Annotated in this window: 23 protein-coding genes; 7 read left to right on the plus strand and 16 right to left on the minus strand. The window is 59.4% G+C overall.

Annotated elements, in window-relative coordinates; all coding sequences use genetic code 11:
* Positions 1 to 93: 93 nt before the first annotated feature.
* Positions 94 to 489 (minus strand): hypothetical protein, encoded by a 396-nt coding sequence (locus BCF11_RS05625; protein WP_098493874.1) that lies wholly within the window; start codon positions 487 to 489, stop codon positions 94 to 96.
* A 467-nt stretch (positions 490 to 956) separates the two neighbouring features.
* Between BCF11_RS05625 and BCF11_RS05630 the strand changes: the two genes are divergently transcribed.
* On the plus strand, positions 957 to 1,298 hold the full coding sequence (locus BCF11_RS05630) for a type II toxin-antitoxin system RelE/ParE family toxin (protein ID WP_098493875.1): 342 nt from the start codon (positions 957 to 959) through the stop codon (positions 1,296 to 1,298).
* A complete protein-coding gene (locus tag BCF11_RS05635; RefSeq protein ID WP_098493876.1) occupies positions 1,295 to 1,612 on the plus strand; it encodes a helix-turn-helix domain-containing protein in 318 nt (105 codons plus the stop codon). Before BCF11_RS05630 ends, BCF11_RS05635 begins: the two co-directional genes overlap by 4 nt.
* A 32-nt stretch (positions 1,613 to 1,644) precedes the next feature.
* On the opposite strand, the gene ntrC is transcribed toward BCF11_RS05635, so the two are convergent.
* The 4 genes from ntrC to glnA form a co-directional block, all read right to left on the minus strand.
* Positions 1,645 to 3,171: a nitrogen regulation protein NR(I) gene (gene ntrC, locus BCF11_RS05640; protein ID WP_098493877.1), complete on the minus strand. Its 1,527-nt coding sequence runs from the start codon at positions 3,169 to 3,171 to the stop codon at positions 1,645 to 1,647.
* A gap of 81 nt (positions 3,172 to 3,252) precedes the next feature.
* Positions 3,253 to 4,335 (minus strand): nitrogen regulation protein NR(II), encoded by a 1,083-nt coding sequence (gene glnL, locus BCF11_RS05645; RefSeq protein ID WP_098493878.1) that lies wholly within the window; start codon positions 4,333 to 4,335, stop codon positions 3,253 to 3,255.
* Positions 4,336 to 4,620: 285 nt separating this feature from the next.
* The gene (locus BCF11_RS05650; RefSeq protein ID WP_233212382.1) at positions 4,621 to 5,139 is read right to left on the minus strand and encodes a DUF3450 domain-containing protein; all 519 of its coding nucleotides are present in this window, start codon (positions 5,137 to 5,139) and stop codon (positions 4,621 to 4,623) included.
* A 202-nt stretch (positions 5,140 to 5,341) separates the two neighbouring features.
* Complete coding sequence (glnA, locus tag BCF11_RS05655) at positions 5,342 to 6,757, minus strand: type I glutamate--ammonia ligase (RefSeq protein WP_092353756.1); 1,416 nt, start codon at positions 6,755 to 6,757, stop codon at positions 5,342 to 5,344.
* A 426-nt stretch (positions 6,758 to 7,183) separates the two neighbouring features.
* Here glnA and BCF11_RS05660 point away from each other — a divergent pair, with 426 nt between their 5' ends.
* Entirely contained in the window at positions 7,184 to 7,648 is a 465-nt protein-coding gene (locus BCF11_RS05660; RefSeq protein WP_098493880.1) for a rhodanese-like domain-containing protein, read from the plus strand.
* A 186-nt stretch (positions 7,649 to 7,834) separates the two neighbouring features.
* On the opposite strand, the gene BCF11_RS05665 is transcribed toward BCF11_RS05660, so the two are convergent.
* Complete coding sequence (locus tag BCF11_RS05665; RefSeq protein WP_158229149.1) at positions 7,835 to 8,329, minus strand: GNAT family N-acetyltransferase; 495 nt, start codon at positions 8,327 to 8,329, stop codon at positions 7,835 to 7,837.
* A gap of 150 nt (positions 8,330 to 8,479) precedes the next feature.
* Here BCF11_RS05665 and BCF11_RS05670 point away from each other — a divergent pair, with 150 nt between their 5' ends.
* Positions 8,480 to 8,710, plus strand: coding sequence for a DoxX family protein (locus BCF11_RS05670; RefSeq protein WP_098493882.1), 231 nt, complete (start codon positions 8,480 to 8,482; stop codon positions 8,708 to 8,710).
* 9 nt (positions 8,711 to 8,719) lie between these two features.
* Positions 8,720 to 8,959, plus strand: a complete 240-nt coding sequence (locus tag BCF11_RS05675) for a hypothetical protein (RefSeq protein ID WP_098493883.1) — start codon at positions 8,720 to 8,722, stop codon at positions 8,957 to 8,959.
* Between the two features lie 18 nt (positions 8,960 to 8,977).
* On the opposite strand, the gene BCF11_RS05680 is transcribed toward BCF11_RS05675, so the two are convergent.
* The 8 genes from BCF11_RS05680 to BCF11_RS05715 form a co-directional block, all read right to left on the minus strand.
* Positions 8,978 to 9,895, minus strand: coding sequence for a delta(1)-pyrroline-2-carboxylate reductase family protein (locus BCF11_RS05680; protein WP_098493884.1), 918 nt, complete (start codon positions 9,893 to 9,895; stop codon positions 8,978 to 8,980).
* A 112-nt stretch (positions 9,896 to 10,007) separates the two neighbouring features.
* Entirely contained in the window at positions 10,008 to 11,018 is a 1,011-nt protein-coding gene (lhpH, locus tag BCF11_RS05685) for a trans-3-hydroxy-L-proline dehydratase (protein WP_098493885.1), read from the minus strand.
* Positions 11,019 to 11,123: 105 nt separating this feature from the next.
* Complete coding sequence (locus BCF11_RS05690; RefSeq protein ID WP_233212383.1) at positions 11,124 to 12,230, minus strand: branched-chain amino acid ABC transporter substrate-binding protein; 1,107 nt, start codon at positions 12,228 to 12,230, stop codon at positions 11,124 to 11,126.
* A 272-nt stretch (positions 12,231 to 12,502) separates the two neighbouring features.
* A complete protein-coding gene (locus tag BCF11_RS05695) occupies positions 12,503 to 13,324 on the minus strand; it encodes a transporter substrate-binding domain-containing protein (RefSeq protein WP_098493887.1) in 822 nt (273 codons plus the stop codon).
* A gap of 19 nt (positions 13,325 to 13,343) precedes the next feature.
* The gene (locus BCF11_RS05700) at positions 13,344 to 14,102 is read right to left on the minus strand and encodes an ABC transporter permease (RefSeq protein ID WP_098493888.1); all 759 of its coding nucleotides are present in this window, start codon (positions 14,100 to 14,102) and stop codon (positions 13,344 to 13,346) included.
* A 55-nt stretch (positions 14,103 to 14,157) separates the two neighbouring features.
* Positions 14,158 to 15,189 carry an ABC transporter substrate-binding protein gene (locus BCF11_RS05705; RefSeq protein ID WP_233212384.1) on the minus strand — a complete coding sequence of 344 codons (1,032 nt, stop codon included), beginning with the start codon at positions 15,187 to 15,189 and terminating at the stop codon, positions 14,158 to 14,160.
* Entirely contained in the window at positions 15,186 to 15,959 is a 774-nt protein-coding gene (locus tag BCF11_RS05710; RefSeq protein WP_098497338.1) for an ABC transporter ATP-binding protein, read from the minus strand. The genes BCF11_RS05705 and BCF11_RS05710 overlap by 4 nt, the downstream gene beginning before the upstream one ends.
* Positions 15,960 to 16,112: 153 nt before the next feature.
* The gene (locus BCF11_RS05715) at positions 16,113 to 17,039 is read right to left on the minus strand and encodes a sugar nucleotide-binding protein (protein WP_098493890.1); all 927 of its coding nucleotides are present in this window, start codon (positions 17,037 to 17,039) and stop codon (positions 16,113 to 16,115) included.
* A gap of 11 nt (positions 17,040 to 17,050) precedes the next feature.
* On the opposite strand from BCF11_RS05715, the gene BCF11_RS05720 reads away from it, so the two are divergent.
* Positions 17,051 to 18,076, plus strand: a complete 1,026-nt coding sequence (locus BCF11_RS05720) for a CDP-6-deoxy-delta-3,4-glucoseen reductase (protein ID WP_098493891.1) — start codon at positions 17,051 to 17,053, stop codon at positions 18,074 to 18,076.
* 23 nt (positions 18,077 to 18,099) lie between these two features.
* Here BCF11_RS05720 and BCF11_RS05725 read toward each other — a convergent pair whose 3' ends face one another.
* Positions 18,100 to 18,657 (minus strand): hypothetical protein, encoded by a 558-nt coding sequence (locus BCF11_RS05725; RefSeq protein ID WP_098493892.1) that lies wholly within the window; start codon positions 18,655 to 18,657, stop codon positions 18,100 to 18,102.
* Positions 18,654 to 19,739: a hypothetical protein gene (locus BCF11_RS05730; protein ID WP_143751262.1), complete on the minus strand. Its 1,086-nt coding sequence runs from the start codon at positions 19,737 to 19,739 to the stop codon at positions 18,654 to 18,656. Before BCF11_RS05730 ends, BCF11_RS05725 begins: the two co-directional genes overlap by 4 nt.
* 388 nt (positions 19,740 to 20,127) lie before the next feature.
* Here BCF11_RS05730 and BCF11_RS05735 point away from each other — a divergent pair, with 388 nt between their 5' ends.
* Positions 20,128 to 21,354, plus strand: coding sequence for an acetylornithine transaminase (locus BCF11_RS05735; protein WP_233212385.1), 1,227 nt, complete (start codon positions 20,128 to 20,130; stop codon positions 21,352 to 21,354).
* The last annotated feature ends 9 nt before the right edge of the window (positions 21,355 to 21,363 follow it).

Raw genomic sequence — 21,363 nt, forward strand, 5'->3', positions numbered from 1 at the left:
TATTTTCCTTGAAGTAAAAATCAACACGGAAAACCAGGAACCGCAATGCTTCTATTTGTACTCTCAACTCGAACGTTTTGCCCGTTCAGGCAATCAGCGCAGCTTGCATTCGTTCGCCAGCTGCTGGCCAAGCTTGGAATTGAGCAACATCGACTTGGCCGGGATCTGTATCCATACCAGGCCGCTGGCCTGGTCTTCCAGGCGCACCGCGCCGGTGGTGGTGCTGACCGTGGTCATCGGATAGCTGCGGCCTTTCCAGCTGAGCTTGACGGCGCCATCGGTGCCGCTGGCGAGATCAACCCGGTTTCCCAGCTCGCAGTAGAAATTACCGGTCAGCAGATTCGCTGCCGGCGCCGGCTTGAGCAGGTTCGGCAAGGCCGGTTCCGGCTTGGTTTCGGCCAGCGGCACACTGGAGCCGCAAGCGGCCAGCAAGGCTGTGAGCGTCAGGGCGGAGGCAATACGGTAATTCAGGTAGTTACGAGCGATCATGTGGTCCCTGCCCTAAGGCAATTAGTAAGCATAGGCAACATCGCAGAAACGGCGACGCAGCCACCTGTTGGCTCGCTCACATGCCTGAATTGTCACTTTGACCACAAGCAGAATTTGCGTTTACCAATCGGGACAAATTTTAATGCTTCTGGACCCACATGATTCGTGGACGGACGAATAATCTTGTTATCGATGCGTTGCTCGATGATAGGCCCGCCAGTCAGAAGTGCATGCGATCTCGGCGCCGCGGCGCACAATACATGAAAATCAGCTGCGCTGCCTTGTAGCCCCCCCCCAATTGAAGTAGAAGCCGCTATCTCATTTCAGCGTTTCCGGCTTCCTGCTTACGGATTTCCTTAATTCTGCGCATCTCCGCATTCTTTAATATGGGGCTGTATCTCCACGCCTGCTTGCGACTTGCGATTGATAGCGATCTATATCATAATTGACAAAGATGAGACATACCCATGCCCTATCTGCCGAACTACAAGAAACCCTTTTCCGCCTTTGTGAAGAAACAGCACAAGCCTTTCCAGGCTGTGATTGAAGATGAAACGCTACGGGTGTGCGCGAAGCCGGACATTGGCGAAGCCAAGAGCAGCGACTTGACGGGGATTTATGTCCATAAATTCAAACACAAGACGCAGGAGTATCTAATGGCCTATCACGTTCCGGCTCAAAAAATGGGGAACAAGGCTGAACACCGGTCCCCTGATTTTCTATTCATCGATTTTTACAAGCTGGGCACGCACGAAAATTTCTACGATGATCTCAAAGCTTATTTAAGAGCGAACGGATGGTACAAATGACACTGACAGCTGAAACACTTTTCATCAGCTTGCAGCAAATGTCCTCGCATGAACGGGAAAAATTCTTCTCGCTGATTGCCAGACGAGCCTTCTCCAGCGGAGACAATCTCAGCCATGCCGAACTGTTCGGGCACTTGCAGGGGAGCGAATTCACAGTGGATGAGGCCGCGGAATATCTAGGCGTATCTATCGCGACATTTCGCCGCTACTGCAAACAAGGAAAAGTCGCCGCTTCATCCATCGTTGGCACATCGCATCTTTATCCTCTTGCAGCGCTACGGGAGCTGAAACGCGCACTGCGTATAGTGAAATAAAAATCACTGTACGCTGGCGCGCGTCCCTATCCTCAATCGTCCTTGGCGCCGGCGATCCCCAGCTCCTGGATCTTGCGCGTGATGGTATTGCGGCCTATGCCCAGGCGCACCGCGGCATCGTTCTTGCGGCCATGCGTATGGCGCAAGGCGATCTTGATCAGGGCCGATTCGAACTGCCGGCCCAACACATCCATCACGTCGGCATCGCCATTGCTGAGCATGCTAGCGGCTTCCGTTTCCAGCAAGGCGATCCAGCTCTGCTTCTCGCCGGCGCCTGGCGCCGCAACCATGGCTGGCGCCGGCTCGGCATATTGTGCAACGCCGCTACCGGCAGTCGAGACCGACAGATGCGGATCAAACGCTACCGGCCGGTTAGCCGGGCTTTCCAGCTGCGTGCCCTGTTCGCGACCGCTCACCAGGTCCTGCGGCAAGTCCTTGATCTCCACCGTCTGGCCGGGCGCCATGACGGTGATCCAGTTGCACAGGTTTTCCAGCTGGCGTACATTGCCCGGCAATTCCAGGCCGCTCATGAAACGCATGGCATTGTCCGAGACGCGCTTGCTTTCCACGCCCAGCTGCTTGGCGCTCTGGCTGAGGAAATAGCGGGTCAGGATAGGGATGTCTTCGCGCCGCTCGCGCAAGCTCGGCAGGCGCAGGCGGATCACGTTCAAGCGGTGGTACAAGTCTTCGCGGAACAAGCCTTCGCGCACCCGGGTTTCCAGGTTCTGGTGAGTGGCGGCGATGACGCGGACATTGGCTTTCAGCGATTGATGGCCGCCCACACGGTAGAAATGGCCGTCGGACAGCACCCGCAGCAAGCGCGTCTGCAGATCGAAAGGCATGTCGCCGATTTCATCGAGGAACAAGGTGCCGCCTTCAGCCTGTTCAAAGCGTCCGCGGCGCGAAGCCTGGGCGCCGGTGAATGCGCCACGCTCATGGCCGAACAATTCCGACTCCAGCAAATCTTTTGGAATCGCCGCGGTGTTGAGCGCAATGAACGGCTGCGAGGCACGCGGGCTATGCTTGTGCAGTGCGCGCGCCACCAGCTCCTTGCCGGTGCCTGATTCGCCGGTGATCAGCACCGTCACATTCGATTGCGACAAGCGGCCGATGGCGCGGAACACGTCTTGCATGGCCGGCGCCTGGCCGAGGATTTCCGGCGTCTCGGCCGAGGCCTGTTCGACATTCGCTTCGCGCAGGCTCTCCTCAAGCGCACGGCGGATCAGCTCGACTGCCTTGTCGACGTCGAACGGCTTGGCCAGGTATTCAAAGGCGCCGCCCTGGAATGCCGCTACTGCGGAATCGAGATCGGAAAATGCGGTGATGATGATGACCGGCACGCCGGGAAACTTGGCTTTGATGGTTTGCAGCAATTCAAGGCCGGAGGCGCCCGGCATGCGGATATCGGACACCAGCACTTGCGGCGTATTGGTTTGCAGCGCTTCAATGGCGTCGCGCGCATTGGAAAAACTCTTGGTCGTCAGATTCTCGCGGGCCAGCGCTTTTTCCAGCACCCATCGTATCGATTCGTCGTCGTCAACAATCCAGATTGGTTTCATGATTTTTTCTCTATATGCCACGCTAAACACTTACCGGATATAAGCCGCTCGTTCTCGCCATCATGGCGATAAAAACAGACTTCAAGGCAGTGGTATAAGAATTCTGAAATCCGTGCATCCCGGCCGACTTTCGCATTCGATAACGCCCATGTGCTGCTGCACAAAGGTCTGCGCCAGCGTCAAGCCCAAGCCGCTGCCGCCGTCGCGTCCCGATACCAGCGGATAGAAAATGCGTTCCTGGATCTCGGCCGGAATGCCGGGTCCATTGTCGATGATATGCAAGTCTAGTGCCAGCCGGTAACGCACCTTGGCCAGCGTCACCTGGCGCACTACCCGGCTCTGGAAAATCAGCTCGGCGTCGCCGGCCTTGATGCGTTCGCTCAAGGCTTGCGCGGCGTTGTGGGCGATATTCAGGATGGCTTGTATCAGCTGTTCCTTGTCGCCGCGAAACTCCGGGATCGACAGGTCGTAATCGCGCTTGATGGCAAGCCCGCTGGGAAACTCGGCGACGATCAGGCTGCGCACCCGTTCGCACACTTCATGGATGTCGACATCGCCGACGATCTGCGCCAGCCGGTGCGGCGCCAGCAGGCGGTCCACCAGGGTCTGCAGGCGGTCCGCTTCCTTGATGATGACCTGGGTGTACTCGCGCAGCTCCTTGACGTGACGCTCCGGCAACTCCAGCTCCAGCAGCTGCGCCGCGCCGCGGATGCCGCCCAGCGGATTCTTGATTTCATGCGCCAGGTTGCGCACCAGCTCCTTGTTGACCTGGCTCTGGTCGATCAGGCGCTCTTCGCGCTCCAGCTTGAGCTGCTGCACGTTCTCGCGCAGCTCGATCAGCACCGGCATCTCGGGATTGTCGAGCGCAGTGACGATCGTGTCGACCCACAGCGGTTCGCGCCCCACCCGCTCCAGGATCAGGTCCTGGCGCGAATCATCGAACTGGTGTTCCAGCGCCTGCCGGAAAATCGCCAGCAGCTGCTCGGGATTAAGGAACAGGTCAGACAAGGTTTGCTGCTTCAGCAAGCGGCAGGAACTCTCCAGCATGTTTTCCGCGGCGGCGTTGGCAAACACCAAGCGCGCATGCGGATCCAGCACCAGCACGGCCGAAGCCAACAGATCCAGGCTGGCGAGCACGTTACGTTCGGCGGTTTTTATTGGCATCCGGGCATCCTCATGAAAAGACCTGGTTCCGACTGGCGCCGCGTGCAAGCAACGAGGCTGCAGGCAGCAAGGCGCATTGCGCTGCTGTCATGGGAAGTATCCTGGTGATTGAAATGGTGCATTTTCCGAGCATAACAAGCTTTGTAAGCGATGTCGGTCTGTAATATGCCGGATTGCCACAATGTGGTGCATTCCAGCCCTGCTCTATCTTAAGCCGGATAGGCAAAAATAAAGGCCGCAATTGCGGCCTTATGCATTAAGCAAGGTTGATACCATGCGTCAGAATTACTTGAGATTCGTCAGTTCCCGGTTGAGCGCGTCGATGTTTTTCTCGCTGCGCGAGATATCTTCCTTCATCGAAGCCACGCGGTCCTGGTACTTGGCGTAGTTCTTCTCGTTGCCCTGGCGCTCAGGCGTGCCGTCGTTGTAGTCTTTCTTGAGATTTTCCAGGCGCTGTTGCTCACTCCTCAACTCATCCTGCAAGATCTGGCGGCGATCGTTGTCGCGCGCCTTTTGTGTGCCGTTGTCCACTTTCGGGAAATCGGTCGGAGTCGATGCCGCCGGCTTGCTGGCGGTGCCTTCGCGCGGCGCCGGCTTGCTGCCGCCGCCAGACGAAGTCACCGTCAGCGGCGGCAGGCTGACGCGCTTGCAGCCCTTGGTGTCGCCGGTATTCTTGTACTCCTTGACGCCGTTCTGGTCTACGCACAGAAACACTTCGCTTTGGGCATGAGCGACACTGCCAAGCATGCTGACGGCTGCCAGCAGCAGGAATCCCGGGGAAAAACGCAACATGAGACGCTTCATAGTTATTCTTCGCAATTCAATGGAGTCGCTAGTTTATGTCAAGAAACTTCCAATGACAAACCATCCTACATATTATTACTTATGACGGGAATATGGAAAAAGCAAGCACATAAAAAAAGGACAGGAAAAATCTCCTGTCCTTTTTATCTTGCCGGCCAGCCCTGCAATGCGCAAGACCGGCCATCAGGATTTACGTATCGACTTATACCGAATAGTACATGTCAAATTCGATCGGGTGAGTCGTCATGCGGTAGCGTTGAACTTCTTGCATCTTCAGATCCAGGTAAGCATCGATCATGCTGTCGCTGAATACGCCGCCGCGGGTCAGGAACTCGCGATCCTTGTCCAGCGCTTCCAGTGCTTCTTCCAGCGAAGCGCAAACGGTAGGGATCAGTTTGTCTTCTTCCGGCGGCAGATGGTACAAGTCCTTCGATGCTGCTTCGCCTGGATGGATCTTGTTCTGCACGCCGTCCAGACCTGCCATCAGCAAGGCTGCAAAGCACAGGTACGGGTTAGCCAGCGGATCCGGGAAACGGGTTTCGATGCGGCGGCCCTTTGGATTCGCCACATGCGGGATACGGATCGAAGCCGAACGGTTACGTGCCGAGTAAGCCAGCTTGACCGGTGCTTCATAGCCTGGCACCAGGCGCTTGTACGAGTTGGTGCCTGGGTTGGTGATCGCGTTCAGCGCCTTGGCGTGCTTGATGATGCCGCCGATGTAGAACAGCGCGAATTCGGACAGGCCGGCATAGCCGTCGCCAGCGAACAGGTTCTTGCCGTCTTTCCATACCGATTGGTGCACGTGCATGCCGGAACCGTTGTCGCCAACGATAGGCTTAGGCATGAAAGTCGCTGTCTTGCCGTAGGTGTGGGCCACGTTCCAGACTACGTATTTCAGGTTCTGGGTCCAGTCAGCGCGCTCAACCAGGGTCGAGAACTTGGTGCCGATTTCGTTCTGGCCAGCGCCGGCCACTTCGTGGTGATGCACTTCAACCGGGATGCCCAGCGATTCCAGGATCAGGCACATTTCCGAACGCATGTCCTGGAAACTGTCGACCGGTGGTACTGGGAAATAACCGCCCTTGACGGTTGGACGATGGCCGGTGTTGCCGCCTTCGAGCTTGGCGCCGGTGCTCCACGATGCTTCTTCGGAACCGATCTTGACGAAGCAGCCCGACATGTCGGCGCCCCAGCGGACGTCGTCGAAAATGAAGAATTCTGGTTCTGGACCGAAGTAGGCGGTGTCGCCCAGGCCGGACGATTTCAGGTAGGCTTCGGCGCGCTTGGCGATCGAACGCGGGTCGCGGTCGTAGCCCTTGCCGTCGGATGGCTCGATGACGTCACATTGCATGAACAATGTGGTTTCTTCCATGAACGGATCGATGTTCGCTGTATTAGGATCCGGCATCAGCAACATGTCGGAAGCTTCAATACCCTTCCAGCCAGCAATAGAAGAACCGTCGAATGCATGACCCGATTCGAATTTGTCGATATCGAAATGAGAGACCGGGACAGTTACGTGCTGTTCCTTGCCTTTGGTGTCAGCGAAGCGAAAATCAACGAATTTGACTTCGTTGTCTTTTGCCATTTTCAAGACTTCTGCGGCCGTCATTGCCATGTGAATCTCCTAAGGAATATGAAAATATTGCGAATTGAATTGTGCGCACCGGTCCAGGATCTGTTGCGCGCAAACTCAGCGTCGCAGTAACATCATGAACAGGTAGTGAGAAACTATGACCGGACAGCAACTCGGTACGACCAGAACTCAGGCAGGATGATAGCAGAATCCATGCCACCATCCTTTCACGAAACGGCCCATAGTCGGTATTGTAATTTGCTTGTCCGGAAGGCTGAATTCATCGCTTTTGAGGCCACTTGGCCGTATCGTTGCGACAAAGACAAGTCACCACATCGGTGCGAGGCCTCGCAACAGCACTATTTTTGTGCAAATATTGCGATGTGTTGTTATTTTGTTCGATTTTGGTGCAAACAGATAGTAATTAAATCGAATACTTGATAAACCCACAATTTCAGGAGAAACATCATGGCCACCAGCAGCGAACTCCTCACCACCGCCAGGCAGCGCGGCCAGAATGAGCAACTCCCCTACGCCGGCGCGGTGACGCCGGGCGAGGCTTTCGCCTTGCTGGAAGCGGAACCCGCCACGATCCTGGTGGATGTGCGCACCAATGCCGAGCGCGACTGGGTCGGCCGTGTCGCGATCCAGAACGCGCAGCATGCAGCGGTGCAATGGTCGCAGTATCCGGGCGGTGTGCAAAATCCGGATTTCCTGGCGCAACTGGCGCAGATCGCGGAAAAGGGCACACCGCTGCTGTTCCTGTGCCGCTCCGGCGTGCGTTCGCAACATGCGGCCAAGCTGGCGACCGAACATGGCTACAGCAACTGCTTCAATATCCTGGAAGGCTTCGAGGGTGACAAGGACAATAACGGCCATCGCAAGAACGTCAACGGCTGGTGCAAGGCCGGCTTGCCCTGGATGGGTGCTTAGCGACAACCCTATTCCGACATTGGCGCCCCCAGGCTACGCCCCCCGGTCTAGGCGACGCCGCCTATGCGGCCCAGTCATTTCCGCGAACGCGGGAATCCAAATTACTGACTATGGCAATAAAAATGGATCCCCGCGTTCGCGGGGATGACGGCGTTATGAGAGATTGCCTTACGCAATGGAGTCGGCCTAAGATGCTTGCAAGGCCAGGATGCGGTTCTCGTACTTCTGCTCTTCAAACTCGTGCCAGGTCATGCCGATGTCGGCGAAACCGTAGGCCTTGTAGAAACCCAGTGCCCGGGCATTGCCGGCCCACGCCGTCAGCCACAGTCGCGCGCCGGCGTTCTGTATAGCGTGGTCCAGCAGCGCGCGGCCGATGCCGCGGCCGTGAAAGTGTTCCTGTACATAGAGTGTGTCGACCTCGACGCCACCGTAATTTTCAGCCGCGCAGGGCGAGTCCAGATCGAGCAGGATGTAGCCCAGCACATTTTCTTCGTCGACGTCGACGAACAGACGGTAGTCGGGATCGCCAATAAGGTCGTGGAAATAGGCGGGCGTAAAGGTCGACAGCACTTCGCGCGCAAGGTCATCGCTGACGCCTTCCGTTGCGTAGGTGTGCAGCCAGACTTGTATCGACAAGGCGGTCAGGCTCATGCAATCGGCGGCTGTGGCGTCGCGAATCAAATTCATCTCCTTAGTGTTGTGTCGTGCGCCGCCGGCCATCGGCGACGGCGCGTCCGGCGCCTGCAACTAATCGCAGCTGATGACAGTCTACTATCGCTCAGCGACAGTGGCAGCCTGCACAGTCATCAATGTCTTATCACCGGAAAACGCATGATTGTAATTGATCGCCTCACCCAAATGCGCCAGTCCCTGCACTGGCTGCCGCTGCTGTTTGCACGCGTTAACGTCGGGCTGTTTTTCTCGATTTCCGGCTACAACAAACTGTTCGTGCCGGCCAACCAGGCCGCCATGCTCGACACCATGCAGCATGCCGGCATTCCCTTCCCGGAATTCAATGCGGTGTTCGTCGCCCTGCTTGAGTTTGTATTCGGCGCCCTATAGAGCCTGGGCTTGCTGACCAGGCCGAGTGCACTGATCCTGCTGGCGATCGTCAGCGTCGCAACGTTCACCGACGGCATCCACAAGATCCCCGCCGGCCTTGGCCCGCTCGACTGGTACGACTGGTTTCTCTACCTGCCCGAAGTGCTCTACGGCTTGCTGCTGTTCTGGATATGGTGCGCCGGCGCCGGCCGCCTTGGGGCTGACCAGCTCATGACAAAACGCTGGCCGGCCTTGCAGCGTTTTCTATAAAACCCGAAACCGGACGGATCACAAAGAGGCAATCGCTACCCGCGCCGCAGCCAGGTCCCAGGCGGCCTGGCCTACCGTTTTATACACCGGCAGCTGCGCTTGCTGGACGAAGCCGTGCGCCAGAACGTCAGGCAACTCGCGCACCTTGCTCCAGTCGATCTGCGCCTGTATCAGGTCGCCGGCTTCATGCTTGGCGCCGGCCAGGCAGTCGACCACTATGGTGCGGCTATGCAAAAGCTCGGCCGGGAATTCCACCATGTCCGGCTTGAATGCGCCGACGCCTATCGCCAGCGTATCCGCCGCGATATGCGGCGGGATCACCGCCGTACGCGAGGTGGTCAGGGCAATCACCAGGTCGGTATGCGGCAGCTCGCTGGCCAGCGCCACAGCGGCCAACGGAGCGATCTTGATCTGCGGATGACGCCGCTGCAGGAGATCACAAAAAGCCTGGGTCTTGGCCAGGTCGCGGGCCGATACCCAGAATTCGCTGACGCCAAAATAATCAACCAGGCCGTCGGCATGGGCGATGGCCTGGACGCCGGTGCCGATCAACAGCGCGGACTGCGGCTTGCGCGGCAGCAGAGCCTCGATGCCGAGCAGGCTAACCGCCGCCGTACGGCGCGCGGTGACGGTAGGCCCATGCAGCAGCGCCAGGCGACGGCCGCTGGCGGCGTCGAACACCACCACCTCGCCCTGGATCGCCGGCAAGTGATGCTGGGCATTGTTGGCGTGCACCGTGATCAGCTTGGTCATGCCGATGTCGGCGGCGACCGCCGGCATGCACAACAGCACGCTGGCCTTGTCGATTTCCACCACCATGCGCTCGGGCGCATTGATCCTGCCCTCGCGCAGCTGCTGCGCAACCTTGACCAGCGCCGGCACCAGTTCAGCATAAGGAAGTGCAGCGGCGGTCTGTTCGGCGTCAAAAATTTTCATTTATTTTTTGTGGGACAGAGTCGCCCGGATAGGGTTTAAGAGCCACCGCAGCGTGGCGAATTACTCTGTCCTCAACTGATCAGAGAAAACGCTTGAGCTGCGAAGAAAAATATTAACGCAAGAAAAAACCTTGCGGGAACGGATCGCTGTCTTCCAGCACCCATTGGTTGAAACCCATGATATGCGCATTGCCGGTGACTTCGGTAATGGCGGCGTCGAAGCCGCCCACCTTGGCGGTTGCCGTCACGCGCACGCGGAAGCAGCTGCCGACGATGCTTTCATTCACCAGCGTCTGATTCAGGGCCAGCTTCTGCCGCAGGAACAGCTGCGCGGCGCGGCCGGAAGTACCGGTGCCGGTAGGCGAGCGGTCCACTTCGCGGTCGGCAAAGATGCAGACGTTGGCCTGGTCCGCCGCCGTATCGTTCGGCGCGCCGTCGATGATGGTGCCGTACAGAGTATCCAGGCCCGGCTCCTGCGGATGCTGGATTTTCACCTTATCCTTGACCGCCTGCTTGGTTTCCGCGCCCAGCTGTATCAGCTGGCGCACCTGCTCCGGCTTGATCTTGACGCCGGCCTGGTCGCCATTCATGTAGTAATAAAAGGCGCCGCCGAACACGATGTCGCCGCTGACCTTGCCGAAACTCGGCGTCTCGACTTCGACATCGCGCTGATAGATGAAGGCCGGCACGTTGCGGAAGGTGACGGCGCCGGCACGCTGGCCGTCCCACTCGACCTGGGCTTCGATGAAGCCGGCCGGCGTGTCGAAGCCGATGCGTGTCAACGGCACCGTGCGCTCGACATGATTCAGTTCGACCAGCACCTTGCCCAGCGCGATGATGCCGTGGCCGCACATGTCGCTATAGCCTTCGTTATGGATGAAAATCACGCCGAAATCCGCGGCCTCGGTCACCGGCGGCAGCAGGTAGGCGCCGTACATGTCGGCGTGGCCGCGCGGCTCGTTCATCAGGAACTGGCGCAGGTCGTCGCGCTGCGCCCTGAGCCAGCTGCGGCGTTCCAGGATGGTCTTGCCGGGCACCGACGGCAAGCCGGAAATCACGATGCGCAGCGGCTCACCGCCGGTGTGCGCGTCGACCGTATGGATGGTGCGTGTGTAACTTAGCATGGGAATTTTTTGGAGAAACGAGAAAGAACTGCATGGCCGGCGACACGATGCGGCAGCCTCAGAAAAAAGGCCGGCTACGCTTAGCGCGGCCGGCCCCGGTAGTACTTAGTAGCTGGTCAGCGCTTCTGGTGCGCCAGCCTTGAAGCGGTACACCGTCACTGGCGACTGCTTGAGGTCGTGGTTGGCGTCGAACTCATATACGCCGGCAACGCCCTTGTAGTGGATCTTTTCCAGCGCCGCGGCGTATTGCTTAGGATCGACCGAGTTGGCGTCTTTCATCGCCTGGGCGATCAGCATCATGCCGTCGTAGAACGAGGCTGCATAGGTTTCCGCAGGACGGCTGTAACGCTTCTGGTAATCCGCTGCGAAAGTCTTGCCGGAAGCCAGCTTGTCCAGCAAGGCGCCGCCCTGGGTGCAGTACACCTGGTCGGTAATCGCATCGCCGCCCAGGCGGCCCATTTCCGGTGCGCAAATGCCATCGCCGCCCAGGAACTTGACGTCTACGCCCAGCTGTTTCATCTGACGCATCATAGGACCGCCCTGTGGCGAGTAGCCGCCGAAGAAAATCGCATCCGGCTTCTTGGCCTTGATGGAGGTCAGGATAGCGGTGAAGTCGGTCGCCTTGTCGTTGGTGAAATCGTTGCCCAGCACCTTGATGCCGTTCGCCTTGGCGACCTTCGAGAACTCTTCCGCCAGGCCCTGGCCGTAGGCAGTACGGTCGTCGATGATTGAGACTGTCTTGACCTTCAGTTCCTTGGCCGCATACAGCGCCATCTTGCCGCCCAGCTGGCTGTCGCTGGCAGCCACGCGGAACACCGAGTGGAAGCCTTGCAGAGTCACTTTCGGATTGGAGGCGACAGTGCCCATGACGATGCCGGCATCGTTATACACGCGCGACGCAGGAATCGTCACCCCGGAATTATACGGACCGACCACCGCCTTGACGCCCATGTCAACCAGCTTTTGCGCTACGGCGACGCCGGCACGCGGATCGGCCTGGTCATCCTCCATTTGCGCTTCAAACTTGATTTTCTTGCCGCCGATAACCATGCCCTGGCTATTCAGCTTGTCGATCGCCATGGCCAGACCGCCTTGGTTGTCGCGGCCGGCCGATGCCTGAGGGCCGGTCAGCGGGCTGCTAAAGCCGATCTTTACTACCTGTGTCTCCTGCGCCATTGCGAGCGCTGGGAATGCTGCCAACATAACCATCATCAATTTGGTCCGTGCGTACATGGCTTTTCCTTTCGTCTGTCTTTAATATAATGTTTTTTTAATAACGGCACCCATCGTTAGGCGTGGGAGTCCGGGGACGGCTCTTGCAGATCGAATCCTAGCAGGGACGCCGCCACATTAAATTCTTTTATGCGACGGCTTCTCCGTAGATTCGATGGAAAAAAGACGCGATCTATCTTGGATTTTAGTTGCTATCCAGGGCAATAGGAAATAAATCGGCTGCATGCAGAGAAGTGCCAGCTGAATGAAATTCAGTGGCAATCGGGGACGTTCTGGTCCAGGTAGACTTCGAAGGCGACGTCGTTGATCCATTTTTTTTGCTGCGCCGGCCAGTAGCTGCTGCCCCACTCCCGGTTGAGCCGTTGCAGATAGGCACGCAGCTCATCATCTTCCTGCCGCACCGCAAAGGTCAGCCGCACCGGCATAGCCTTGAGCGGCAAACTGGCCGAAAATTTTTTCCACTCAGGCAGCGCCAGCATACCGTTGAGGACGGCGTCGTCATGTACCGCAGCATCGCAGGCGCCGGTCCGCAGCGCCAGCAAGGCATCGGCTGGCGCCGGGTAGATTTTTTCCCGCGCAGCGTAATTGGCCGCCATGGTTCCGGCATAGGCGCTGCCTTGCGCCAGGCAGACGCTGCGCCCTTTGAGTTGCGCCAGGCGCTTGATGTCGGTGTCGTTGCGCATGATCAGTTTGGGACCGGCCTGGTAGGCGGTCGGCGACAGGCTGGCGCTGGCGCGCAAAGCAACGGCCTCGGCATCCGGCAGGTTCAGCAGCAACAAGTCGACCTGCCCTTGCGCCAGCGCCTGGCGGCGGTTTTGCGCCGTCAGCGCGACCGTCTGCAGGCGCACGCCGAGCCGCCGCGCCAGGTCCGCCGCCACGGTCTGGTCAAAACTTTCCTGGGTGCGGTACTTGGCGCCGGCAACGTATGGCGGCGGCACATGGCTGACGCCGACCAGCAATGTGCCGCGCTGCCTGATCTGCGGCAAGCTCGCCGCGCCGGCGCCGGCATGCAAGACGCAAGCCAGCAGCAGGAAGAGAGCGGCACGAGAGCAGAAGCACGACAGAGCTTTCATGGAAATCAGCCAGACACCGTCAGACGTACTGATAGCGCAACACGCGATGCTTCAGGTTTTCCAGGATGAACTGGTCGATCAGCGCCGCCAGGATGTTGGTCATGACGCCGACCATGTCGGCGGTTTCACCTGCATAAGCCAGGGTGCGCCCCAGGCCCTTGCCGAAACCGATCAGCATCTCGGCCGAAATCAGCGCGCGCCAGGCATTGCCGAACGCCAGCTGGGCGCCGGTGATCAGCTCCGGCATGACCGCCGGCAGGTACACCCGCTTCAACATGTCCCAGCGCGTTGCGCCCATTACCCGCGCTGCCGAGACGTGCACCTGCTGCACGCTTTCGGTGGCGTTCATGACGCTCAGCGCTGCCGGGAAAAAGGCCGCCAGCGCCACCACCACCATGATCGGCAGGTTGCCGAAACCCATCAGTATCAGGAACAGCGGCACCCAGGCAATCGAGGGGATAGACTGCAGGATGATGATGGCCGATTTCAGCACCTCGCGGAAGAAGAACAGCACCGCGCCCACCAGGCCGAAGCCGATGCCGAACAGCATCGCCGCCGCATAGCCGCCGCCGAGACGGGTCAGACTACCCCACAAAGCGGTGCGGAACTCAGGAGTCTGCGCCTCTTGCCACAAACGTCCCAGCACCGGCAGCACGCCCGGCATCAGGAAATCCGGCAAGGACCAGGCGGCGATCTGCCACAGCAGGAAGATGAACACGATGGCCAGCAGCATGGCGAGCTTTTTGCGGTAACCGAGCAGCCGGCTTTGAGTACTCATAGATGAACCAGAACAATACGTCGTTGTTGAGAAAAACCAGTGGCCCGCGGGCAGGTCACAGCTTGCGGTCTTTTTGCCAGTCGAGATCGATGATCGCGTTAACGTTGAACGGCTTGCCGTCGCGCGTTTTCAATGAACCCTGCTGTTGCAGGATGTTCGCCAATTCCTGCATGCGCGCCAGTTCCTTGGCCGTCAGCACAGCGCTGAAAGTCTGGCTCTTGATAGCGTCGGCGATCACCGTTTCGCGCGGCAGATCGCCCTGCTTCAGGGTTTTCAGGGTCGGGTCGGCGATGAAATAGCCTGCGATCAGTTTCGACGCCGAGGCCGGATCTTTCTGCAGCAGATTGATCGCCTCGCGCTGCGCGTCCAGCGATTTCCAGACTGCTTCGCGCCGTTTCGCCAGCGTCTCGCCGGAAGTGATCACCACCATGCAAGGGAAAGGCCAGACTTCGCCGACTTCATAGATCTGCTTGACCGGCGCCACCAGTTTCGCAATGCTGGCCTGCGGTTCGAACAGGAAAGCGGCATCGACGCGCTTGCCGACCAGCGACTGCACCGCTACCTGCGGGCTGACGCCAAGGATGTTGACGTCATCGGCTTTGAGGCCGGCGTTCTTCAGCGTCACGCCTTTCAGCACGGTGTCGGCGGTGCTGCCTTCCGCCTGCGAAGCCAGGGTATGACCCTTGAGTCCGGCGACATCCTTGATGCCGCTGTCTTCACGCACCACCAGCGCGTGATAGCCGTGCTGGGCGCCGGCCACCACTTTCAGGTCGGCGCCCTTGGAAGCCCAGGCCGCGGCATTGGTAAAGCCGAGCACACCGCTATCCAGCTGGCCGCCGACGATGGCCTTGATCAGATCGGTGCCGGATTTGAATTCGATCAGTTCGACATCCAGGCCATGTTTCTTGTAGAAGCCGCCTTCAAACGCGGCGATCGCCTGCGCATCGTCCATCACGCGCAGATAGCCGATCTTGAATTTTTCCGCGGCCGCGGCATGGCCTGACAGCGCCAGCAACAGCGCCGGCAACAGCAATACAGCTTTGAATCTGAGGTCGACGAAGTTAATGACGAAGTTTATAAGTCTCATGCGGCGATATCCTCAAGTTTTTTGGCGAATGCGTCCTGCTCGGCGTGAATCCCGAGCAGGCAAAGAATCTCCCGCCGGGTGGCGGCAAATTCGGACAGATCGTGGGTCTTTTCATGCCGGTTCAGCTTGAACTCGCGCAGCACCGTGGCCGGACGCGGGCTGAACACAAGGATGCGGTCGGCCAGGAACAAGGCTTCGTCGACATCGTGGGTGACCAGCAGCACGGTCGGACGTTCTTCCCGGATCAGCTGCCGCAGGGAATCTTGCAAGGTCATGCGGGTCAAGGCGTCGAGCGCGCCAAACGGCTCATCAAGCAACAGCACTTTCGGCTTGCTGATGAAAGCGCGCGCCAGCGCCGCCCGCTGCCGCATGCCGCCGGATACCTGGTGCGGATAGTAGGCTTCGAAACCCTGCAGGCTGACCTTGGCGAGCCAGTCGCGCGCCTGCTGGCGGGCGCTCGCCTTGCCGACTTTTTGCAGCTCGAGCGCCAGCGCGACGTTGGCTTCCAGCGTCAGCCACGGATACAAGGCATTTTCCTGGAACATCAGCATGCGTTCGGGGTGCGGCCCCTTGATGCTCTTGCCGTCGGCCAGCACCGCGCCGCTGCTAGGAGCGCCGAGGCCGGCCGCCAGATGCAGCAGCGTCGATTTGCCGCAGCCGGAAGGTCCGACCAGCGCGACCAGTTCGCCCTCTTCGATTTCTCGGCTGAAATCGGCTATCACCGGCAAGCCGGAAAACTGCTTGTTGACGTGCTTGAAAGATAATTTCATGGGGAAGTTGCAGCGCCGCTTAATCGGCAGGCGCATATAAAGTGGATTTTTTATTTACTTTTCACTTTATCGGTCAACTTTCCGCCTTACAACAACTTATAACTTCTATGCTTATGCAAAAAACAGATATAAACCTTCGCATAGAAGCAGACTTTAGCCGCCAGGCTTGGCTTGCTGATCCGCCGCCAGCGCCGGCAAAGCCGCTGCAACGTCAGGAAAGCGCAGGCGCACCCCCAGCTCCAGCTTGATGCGCCGATTTTGCAGACGGCGCGATTCCGACATAAACGACAGCAACATCGGCGACACTACCTGCGCCAGTTCGGCGCGCGGCAAGCGCGGCGGTGGCGGCAGGCCGAAGGTCTCGGCCACCAGGTCGAAATATTCCGCCATCTTCAGCCAGGAATCGTCGCTGGCGTGGTAAACCCGTAACGGCGCCGCCTTGAACAGCGCGGCGGCGATAATCCGCGCCAGGTCGTCGGCGTGGATATGGTTGGTGTATACGTCGTCTTCAGCGATCAGGGCTGGGGTTGCCTTGTGCAAGCGTTCCAGCGGCAGGCGGTTGGCCGCGTAAATGCCGGGCACGCGCAGGATCGCCAGCCGGCCATTACGGCGCCGGGCCCAGGCGCGCAACACCTGTTCCGCGTCGACACGGCGCTTGGCGCGGCCGTTGTGCGGCGCCAACCACCGGGTTTCGTCGATCAGCGCGCCGCCGCAATCGCCGTAGACGCCAGTGGTGCTGATATAAACAAGAGTGGCGCGCTCGGGTAAAATGGCGGCCAGATTGCGGGTGCGCCGGTCTTTTTCGCCGGCAGACTGCGGCGGCGCCAGATGCACGACTATCTGCGCCAGACGCGCCAGGCGCCCTAATGTTGACGGTTGATCAAGATCCGCCACCAGCGGAATCGCCCCGGCGGCGCGCAGCTCGGCGCAGCGGGCCGGCTGGCTGGTGACCGCGAAGACGCGGAACCGGTGTTGCAGCAGCCGCAACAAACGCAGCCCGACATCGCCGCAGCCGAGAATCAGCAGGCGCGGCTTGCCAAGCTTATGGCCATGGTGCGGTTTTACATTTATATTTTTCATTACAGGATTGTATGAGTTTTCAGATAACGGTTCAGCCTAGCGGCCGACAATTTACTTGCGACGACGGCGAAACCATCCTCAACGCGGCGATACGCGCCGGCGTCGGCCTGCCTTACGGCTGCAAGAACGGCGCCTGCAGTTCCTGCAAGGGCAAGCTGCTGGACGGCGAGATCAGCCATGGCGCGCACCAGGAAAAAGCGCTGCCGGTGAAAGAAGAACAGCTGGGCTTCGCCCTGTTCTGTTGCGCCACGCCGCATTCCGACGTCACCATCGAGGCGCGCGAAGTCGCCGGCATCGGTGAATTCCCGGTGCGTAAAATGCCGACCCGGGTAGCCAAGATCGACAAGGTGGCCGACGACGTAGTCGTGCTGTCGCTGCAACTGCCGGCCAATGAGCGCCTGCAATACCTGGCCGGCCAATATATCGAATTCATCCTGCGTGATGGCAAGCGCCGCAGCTACAGCATGGCCAACGCCCCCTACAAGGATGAGCATCTGACGCTGCATATCCGTCACATGCCGGGCGGTTTGTTTACAGACCAGGTATTCAGCACCCTGAAAGAGCGCGACATCCTGCGCCTGGAAGGCCCGCTAGGCACTTTCTTCCTGCGCGAAGATTCGGACAAGCCGATGGTGCTGCTGGCTTCGGGCACCGGCTTCGCGCCGATCAAGGCGCTGGTCGAGCAATGCGCCCACACTGGCTCGCAACGTCCGATCACCTTGTACTGGGGCGGCCGCCGGCCGCAAGACTTGTACATGATGGCGCTATGCGAGGAATGGGCGGCGACGCTGCCGAACTTTAAGTTCGTGCCGGTGATTTCGAATGCGCTGCCGGAAGACCAGTGGCAGGGCCGTAGCGGCTTCGTGCATCAGGCCGTGATCGACGATCTGCCGGACCTGTCCGCCTACCAGGTGTATGCCTGCGGCGCGCCGGTGGTGGTGGAATCGGCGCAGCGCGATTTTGTCGCCCAGTGCAAATTGCCGGCGGATGAATTTTATGCGGATTCGTTTACTTCGGAAGCAGATCTGGCCGCTTAGGCAGGCACGGCCGCGCGGCGCATTTAATTGAGCGTCTCGCCCGTCAGGCGCACATGGCTTTTGAGCGTCACTTCAGGCATGACGATCGCTTGCTGCGGTTCGGGCCGCCCTGCGCTTGCCGGCAACGCTTCCGCGCCGGCATGATCGACCGGCTTCTCTCCGCTTGCCACCATCACGCGTGATGGTGGATGCGGCACCGGCCGCGGTCGTGCTGGTCGTGCTCCAAGATCTGTCCTTGTCTTATCGTGTGCCCGCAATGCGGCGGCGACGGCAGGCTTGTCCTGCCTTTCGGCGAACGCCTGCTCCCCCGCCGCGAGCTGAGCGCGATCGTTTTCCTCTGCCAGCGCCGGCACATCGCTGTTCTTCTCAACGACCGCCAGTATTTTCATGGATTTTTCAGGCATGGCGGCAGCAATTTTGCTTGACGTCCACACCCGTCCTCCCTGCCATGCCAGTCCACCCGCCACCAGTACCGTCAACAGTATCAACGATAAGCGCGGGCTGGGACGCGTTTGCGACCGCACAAAATCCAGCACCGGGCTGGCGTCCGCAGTCCGCAGCGTCAAGGGGTGATCGCTCATCGCAACCCCTTTGTCCGCTGGGAAGCCGGCGGCCGCGGCCTGAAATAAATCACGCTGAAGCTGGAACAGTTAAGGGGATGGCGCGATGTCTGCTTGCCCCATGCGCCATAGCGTCCGGACTGCTCCGCCATGAGATTGTCGGCCGTCCAGTATCCCCACTTGTAGCCCCTGGCGTCGGCTTGATCCACAGCCGGCGCGTCGGCAACAGCTGGTCCGGCCAGCGCCAGGCCGCGCGCGAAACCATGCAGGCGCTCAAGGCCGCGGCTGCCTGTCAGCCAGGGATGCGCGGGCCCCAGCCAGCGCACAGGATGCCTCTGCTCCTGCGGATGGCTAGGAGCACTCAAGAACGGCGTCACTGCCAGCAGGGAAACGGTACTCTCGGTTGCCACAGTGGCCCTGCTTAGCATCGCGGCAGCGGCGACGCTAGCGGCCAATTCAGCATCCGGCGCGACCGCCATGCCGCACACGCCCTGCCACGCCCCCCGCTTTCTGAACAGACATTCGAGAGCCTCCGGTTGCGGCAGGCTCAGGACACAATCGTCTTCCAGCAAGTTCCAGTGCCGCTGCACCGCAGCGGTCAACAATGAGGTGCAAGAAACCAGGCGCAATTTGTGCAGCCTGGCCAGCGTCTGCAATCCCTCTATCAGCGCGGTATCGGCTGCCGCCGCCAGCCGGGGCTGGCCGAACGGCGCCGGATCGACCACCACCTGGCGCCGCAGATTGGCAACGCCATCCTGCGCATCAAACACTGCATTGGCATACCTTTGCCAGTCCGCTGAGTTGGTCAGCCCGGCCTGCCACGGCAGCACCGCGTGCTTCACATAGGGATAGCCCAGCAGCACGGTCAGCTTGTCAGCCCGTTTCAAACGGCCACGCGGCGTGCGCTCGAACAGATCGGCGACAGCAAACAAAGGATTGGAACGAGTGGCCAGCTCTTGCTTCGGCTCGCCGCTCCAGAGATTGCTGCCCTGCGCCAGGGCCGAGCGGCCGATCCAGGCAAACTGTGTCCCTTGCAGCAACATCAGGTGATGCATCACCAACGGCCGCGACGACTTCAACGTTTTACTAGGCGGAAATGTCACATCGCACCTCCTCGCGAATGGTCAGAGCGGCGGCGTTGCACCATAACTTCCAGCATCGAGCGGCGCCATGATCAAAGTCATAATAATGCAAGATATCAGATTTGATTGCTTTTAAGAACTATTTTGACAATCCTGCGATCCAGCACGGACTCGCGTCGAGGGGAAACTTCAAGACATGCGTCCGGATGAGCTGCAACAAGTCCGTAAATTTTTTTTGACGCACCACACAAAAAGTCCTAATATTTGCGTCATGAACATGATCCAGACCTTGTTGCGACGCCATATTTCATTACCTTTGCCAGGTAAGCCGTGCGCGTGAACGCTGTCTGATCACGAAGCCACAGGCGATGCCTGTGGTTTTTTTTTGCCCTTTTTAGGAGTCTATCGAATGGAACAGCGGGAAATGCGGGAATTCAACCAGTATCCAGTCAATGACCTGATGTACATCACCAATCGCCCGCCGCTGGTGTTTACCGAAGGCGACGGCATGTGGATGACGGATCACACCGGCAAGCGCTACCTGGATTATCTGCAGGGCTGGGCAGTCAATGCACTGGGCCATTCCCCGCAATGCATCCAAGACGCTTTGGTCGCGCAATCGAAGAAGATTCTCAATCCTTCGCCCGCTTTCTACAATGCGCCATCGATAGAACTGGCCAATCTGCTGACCGCCAACTCCTGCTTCGACCGCGTGTTTTTCACCAACAGCGGCGCCGAAGCCAACGAAGGCGCGATCAAGCTGGCGCGCAAATGGGGCAAGAAAAATCCCAACCAGGCTGGCCACAACCGCTTTGAAATCATCACTTTCAACCACAGCTTCCACGGTCGCACCCTGGCCACCATGTCGGCCAGCGGCAAGCCGGGCTGGGATACGATTTTCGCGCCGCAGGTGCCGGGCTTCCCGAAAGCGGAACTGAACGACCTGGCCAGCGTCGAACAGCTGATCAACGACAAGACGGTCGCTGTCATGCTGGAACCGGTGCAAGGCGAAAGCGGCGTGATCCCGGCGACCCGCGAATTCATGCAAGGCTTGCGCGAACTGACCAAGCAGCGCGGCATCCTGCTGATCGTCGACGAGGTGCAATCGGGCATGGGCCGCACCGGCGAATTGTTTGCCTATCAGTTGTCGGGCATCGAGCCGGACATCATGACGCTCGGCAAAGGCATCGGCGGCGGCGTACCGCTGGCGGCGCTGCTGGCGCGTGAAGAGATCGCCGTGTTTGAAGCCGGCGACCAAGGCGGAACCTACAACGGCAATCCACTGATGACGGCAGTCGGCGTCGCTGTGCTGAAAACCTTGCTGGCGCCGGGCTTCCTGCAGTCGGTGAAGGACAAGGGCGCTTACCTGAGCGCCGAGTTGCTGAAACTGACCGAGAAGCACGGGCTCGAAGGCGAACGCGGCGAAGGCTTGCTGCGGGCTTTGAAACTGGGTAGCGACATCGGTCCGCAGATCGTCGATATCGCGCGCGACCTGAATCCGGTCGGCTTGCTGCTGAACTCGCCTCGGCCTAACCTGCTGCGTTTCATGCCGGCGCTGAACGTGACGATTGCTGAAATCGACCAGATGATTGCCATGCTGTCGGACGTGATCAGCCAGCTGAAGAAGCAAAACTGAATAAGGGTG

This window comes from Collimonas sp. PA-H2 (genome assembly GCF_002564105.1).
Classification (GTDB): domain Bacteria; phylum Pseudomonadota; class Gammaproteobacteria; order Burkholderiales; family Burkholderiaceae_D; genus Collimonas.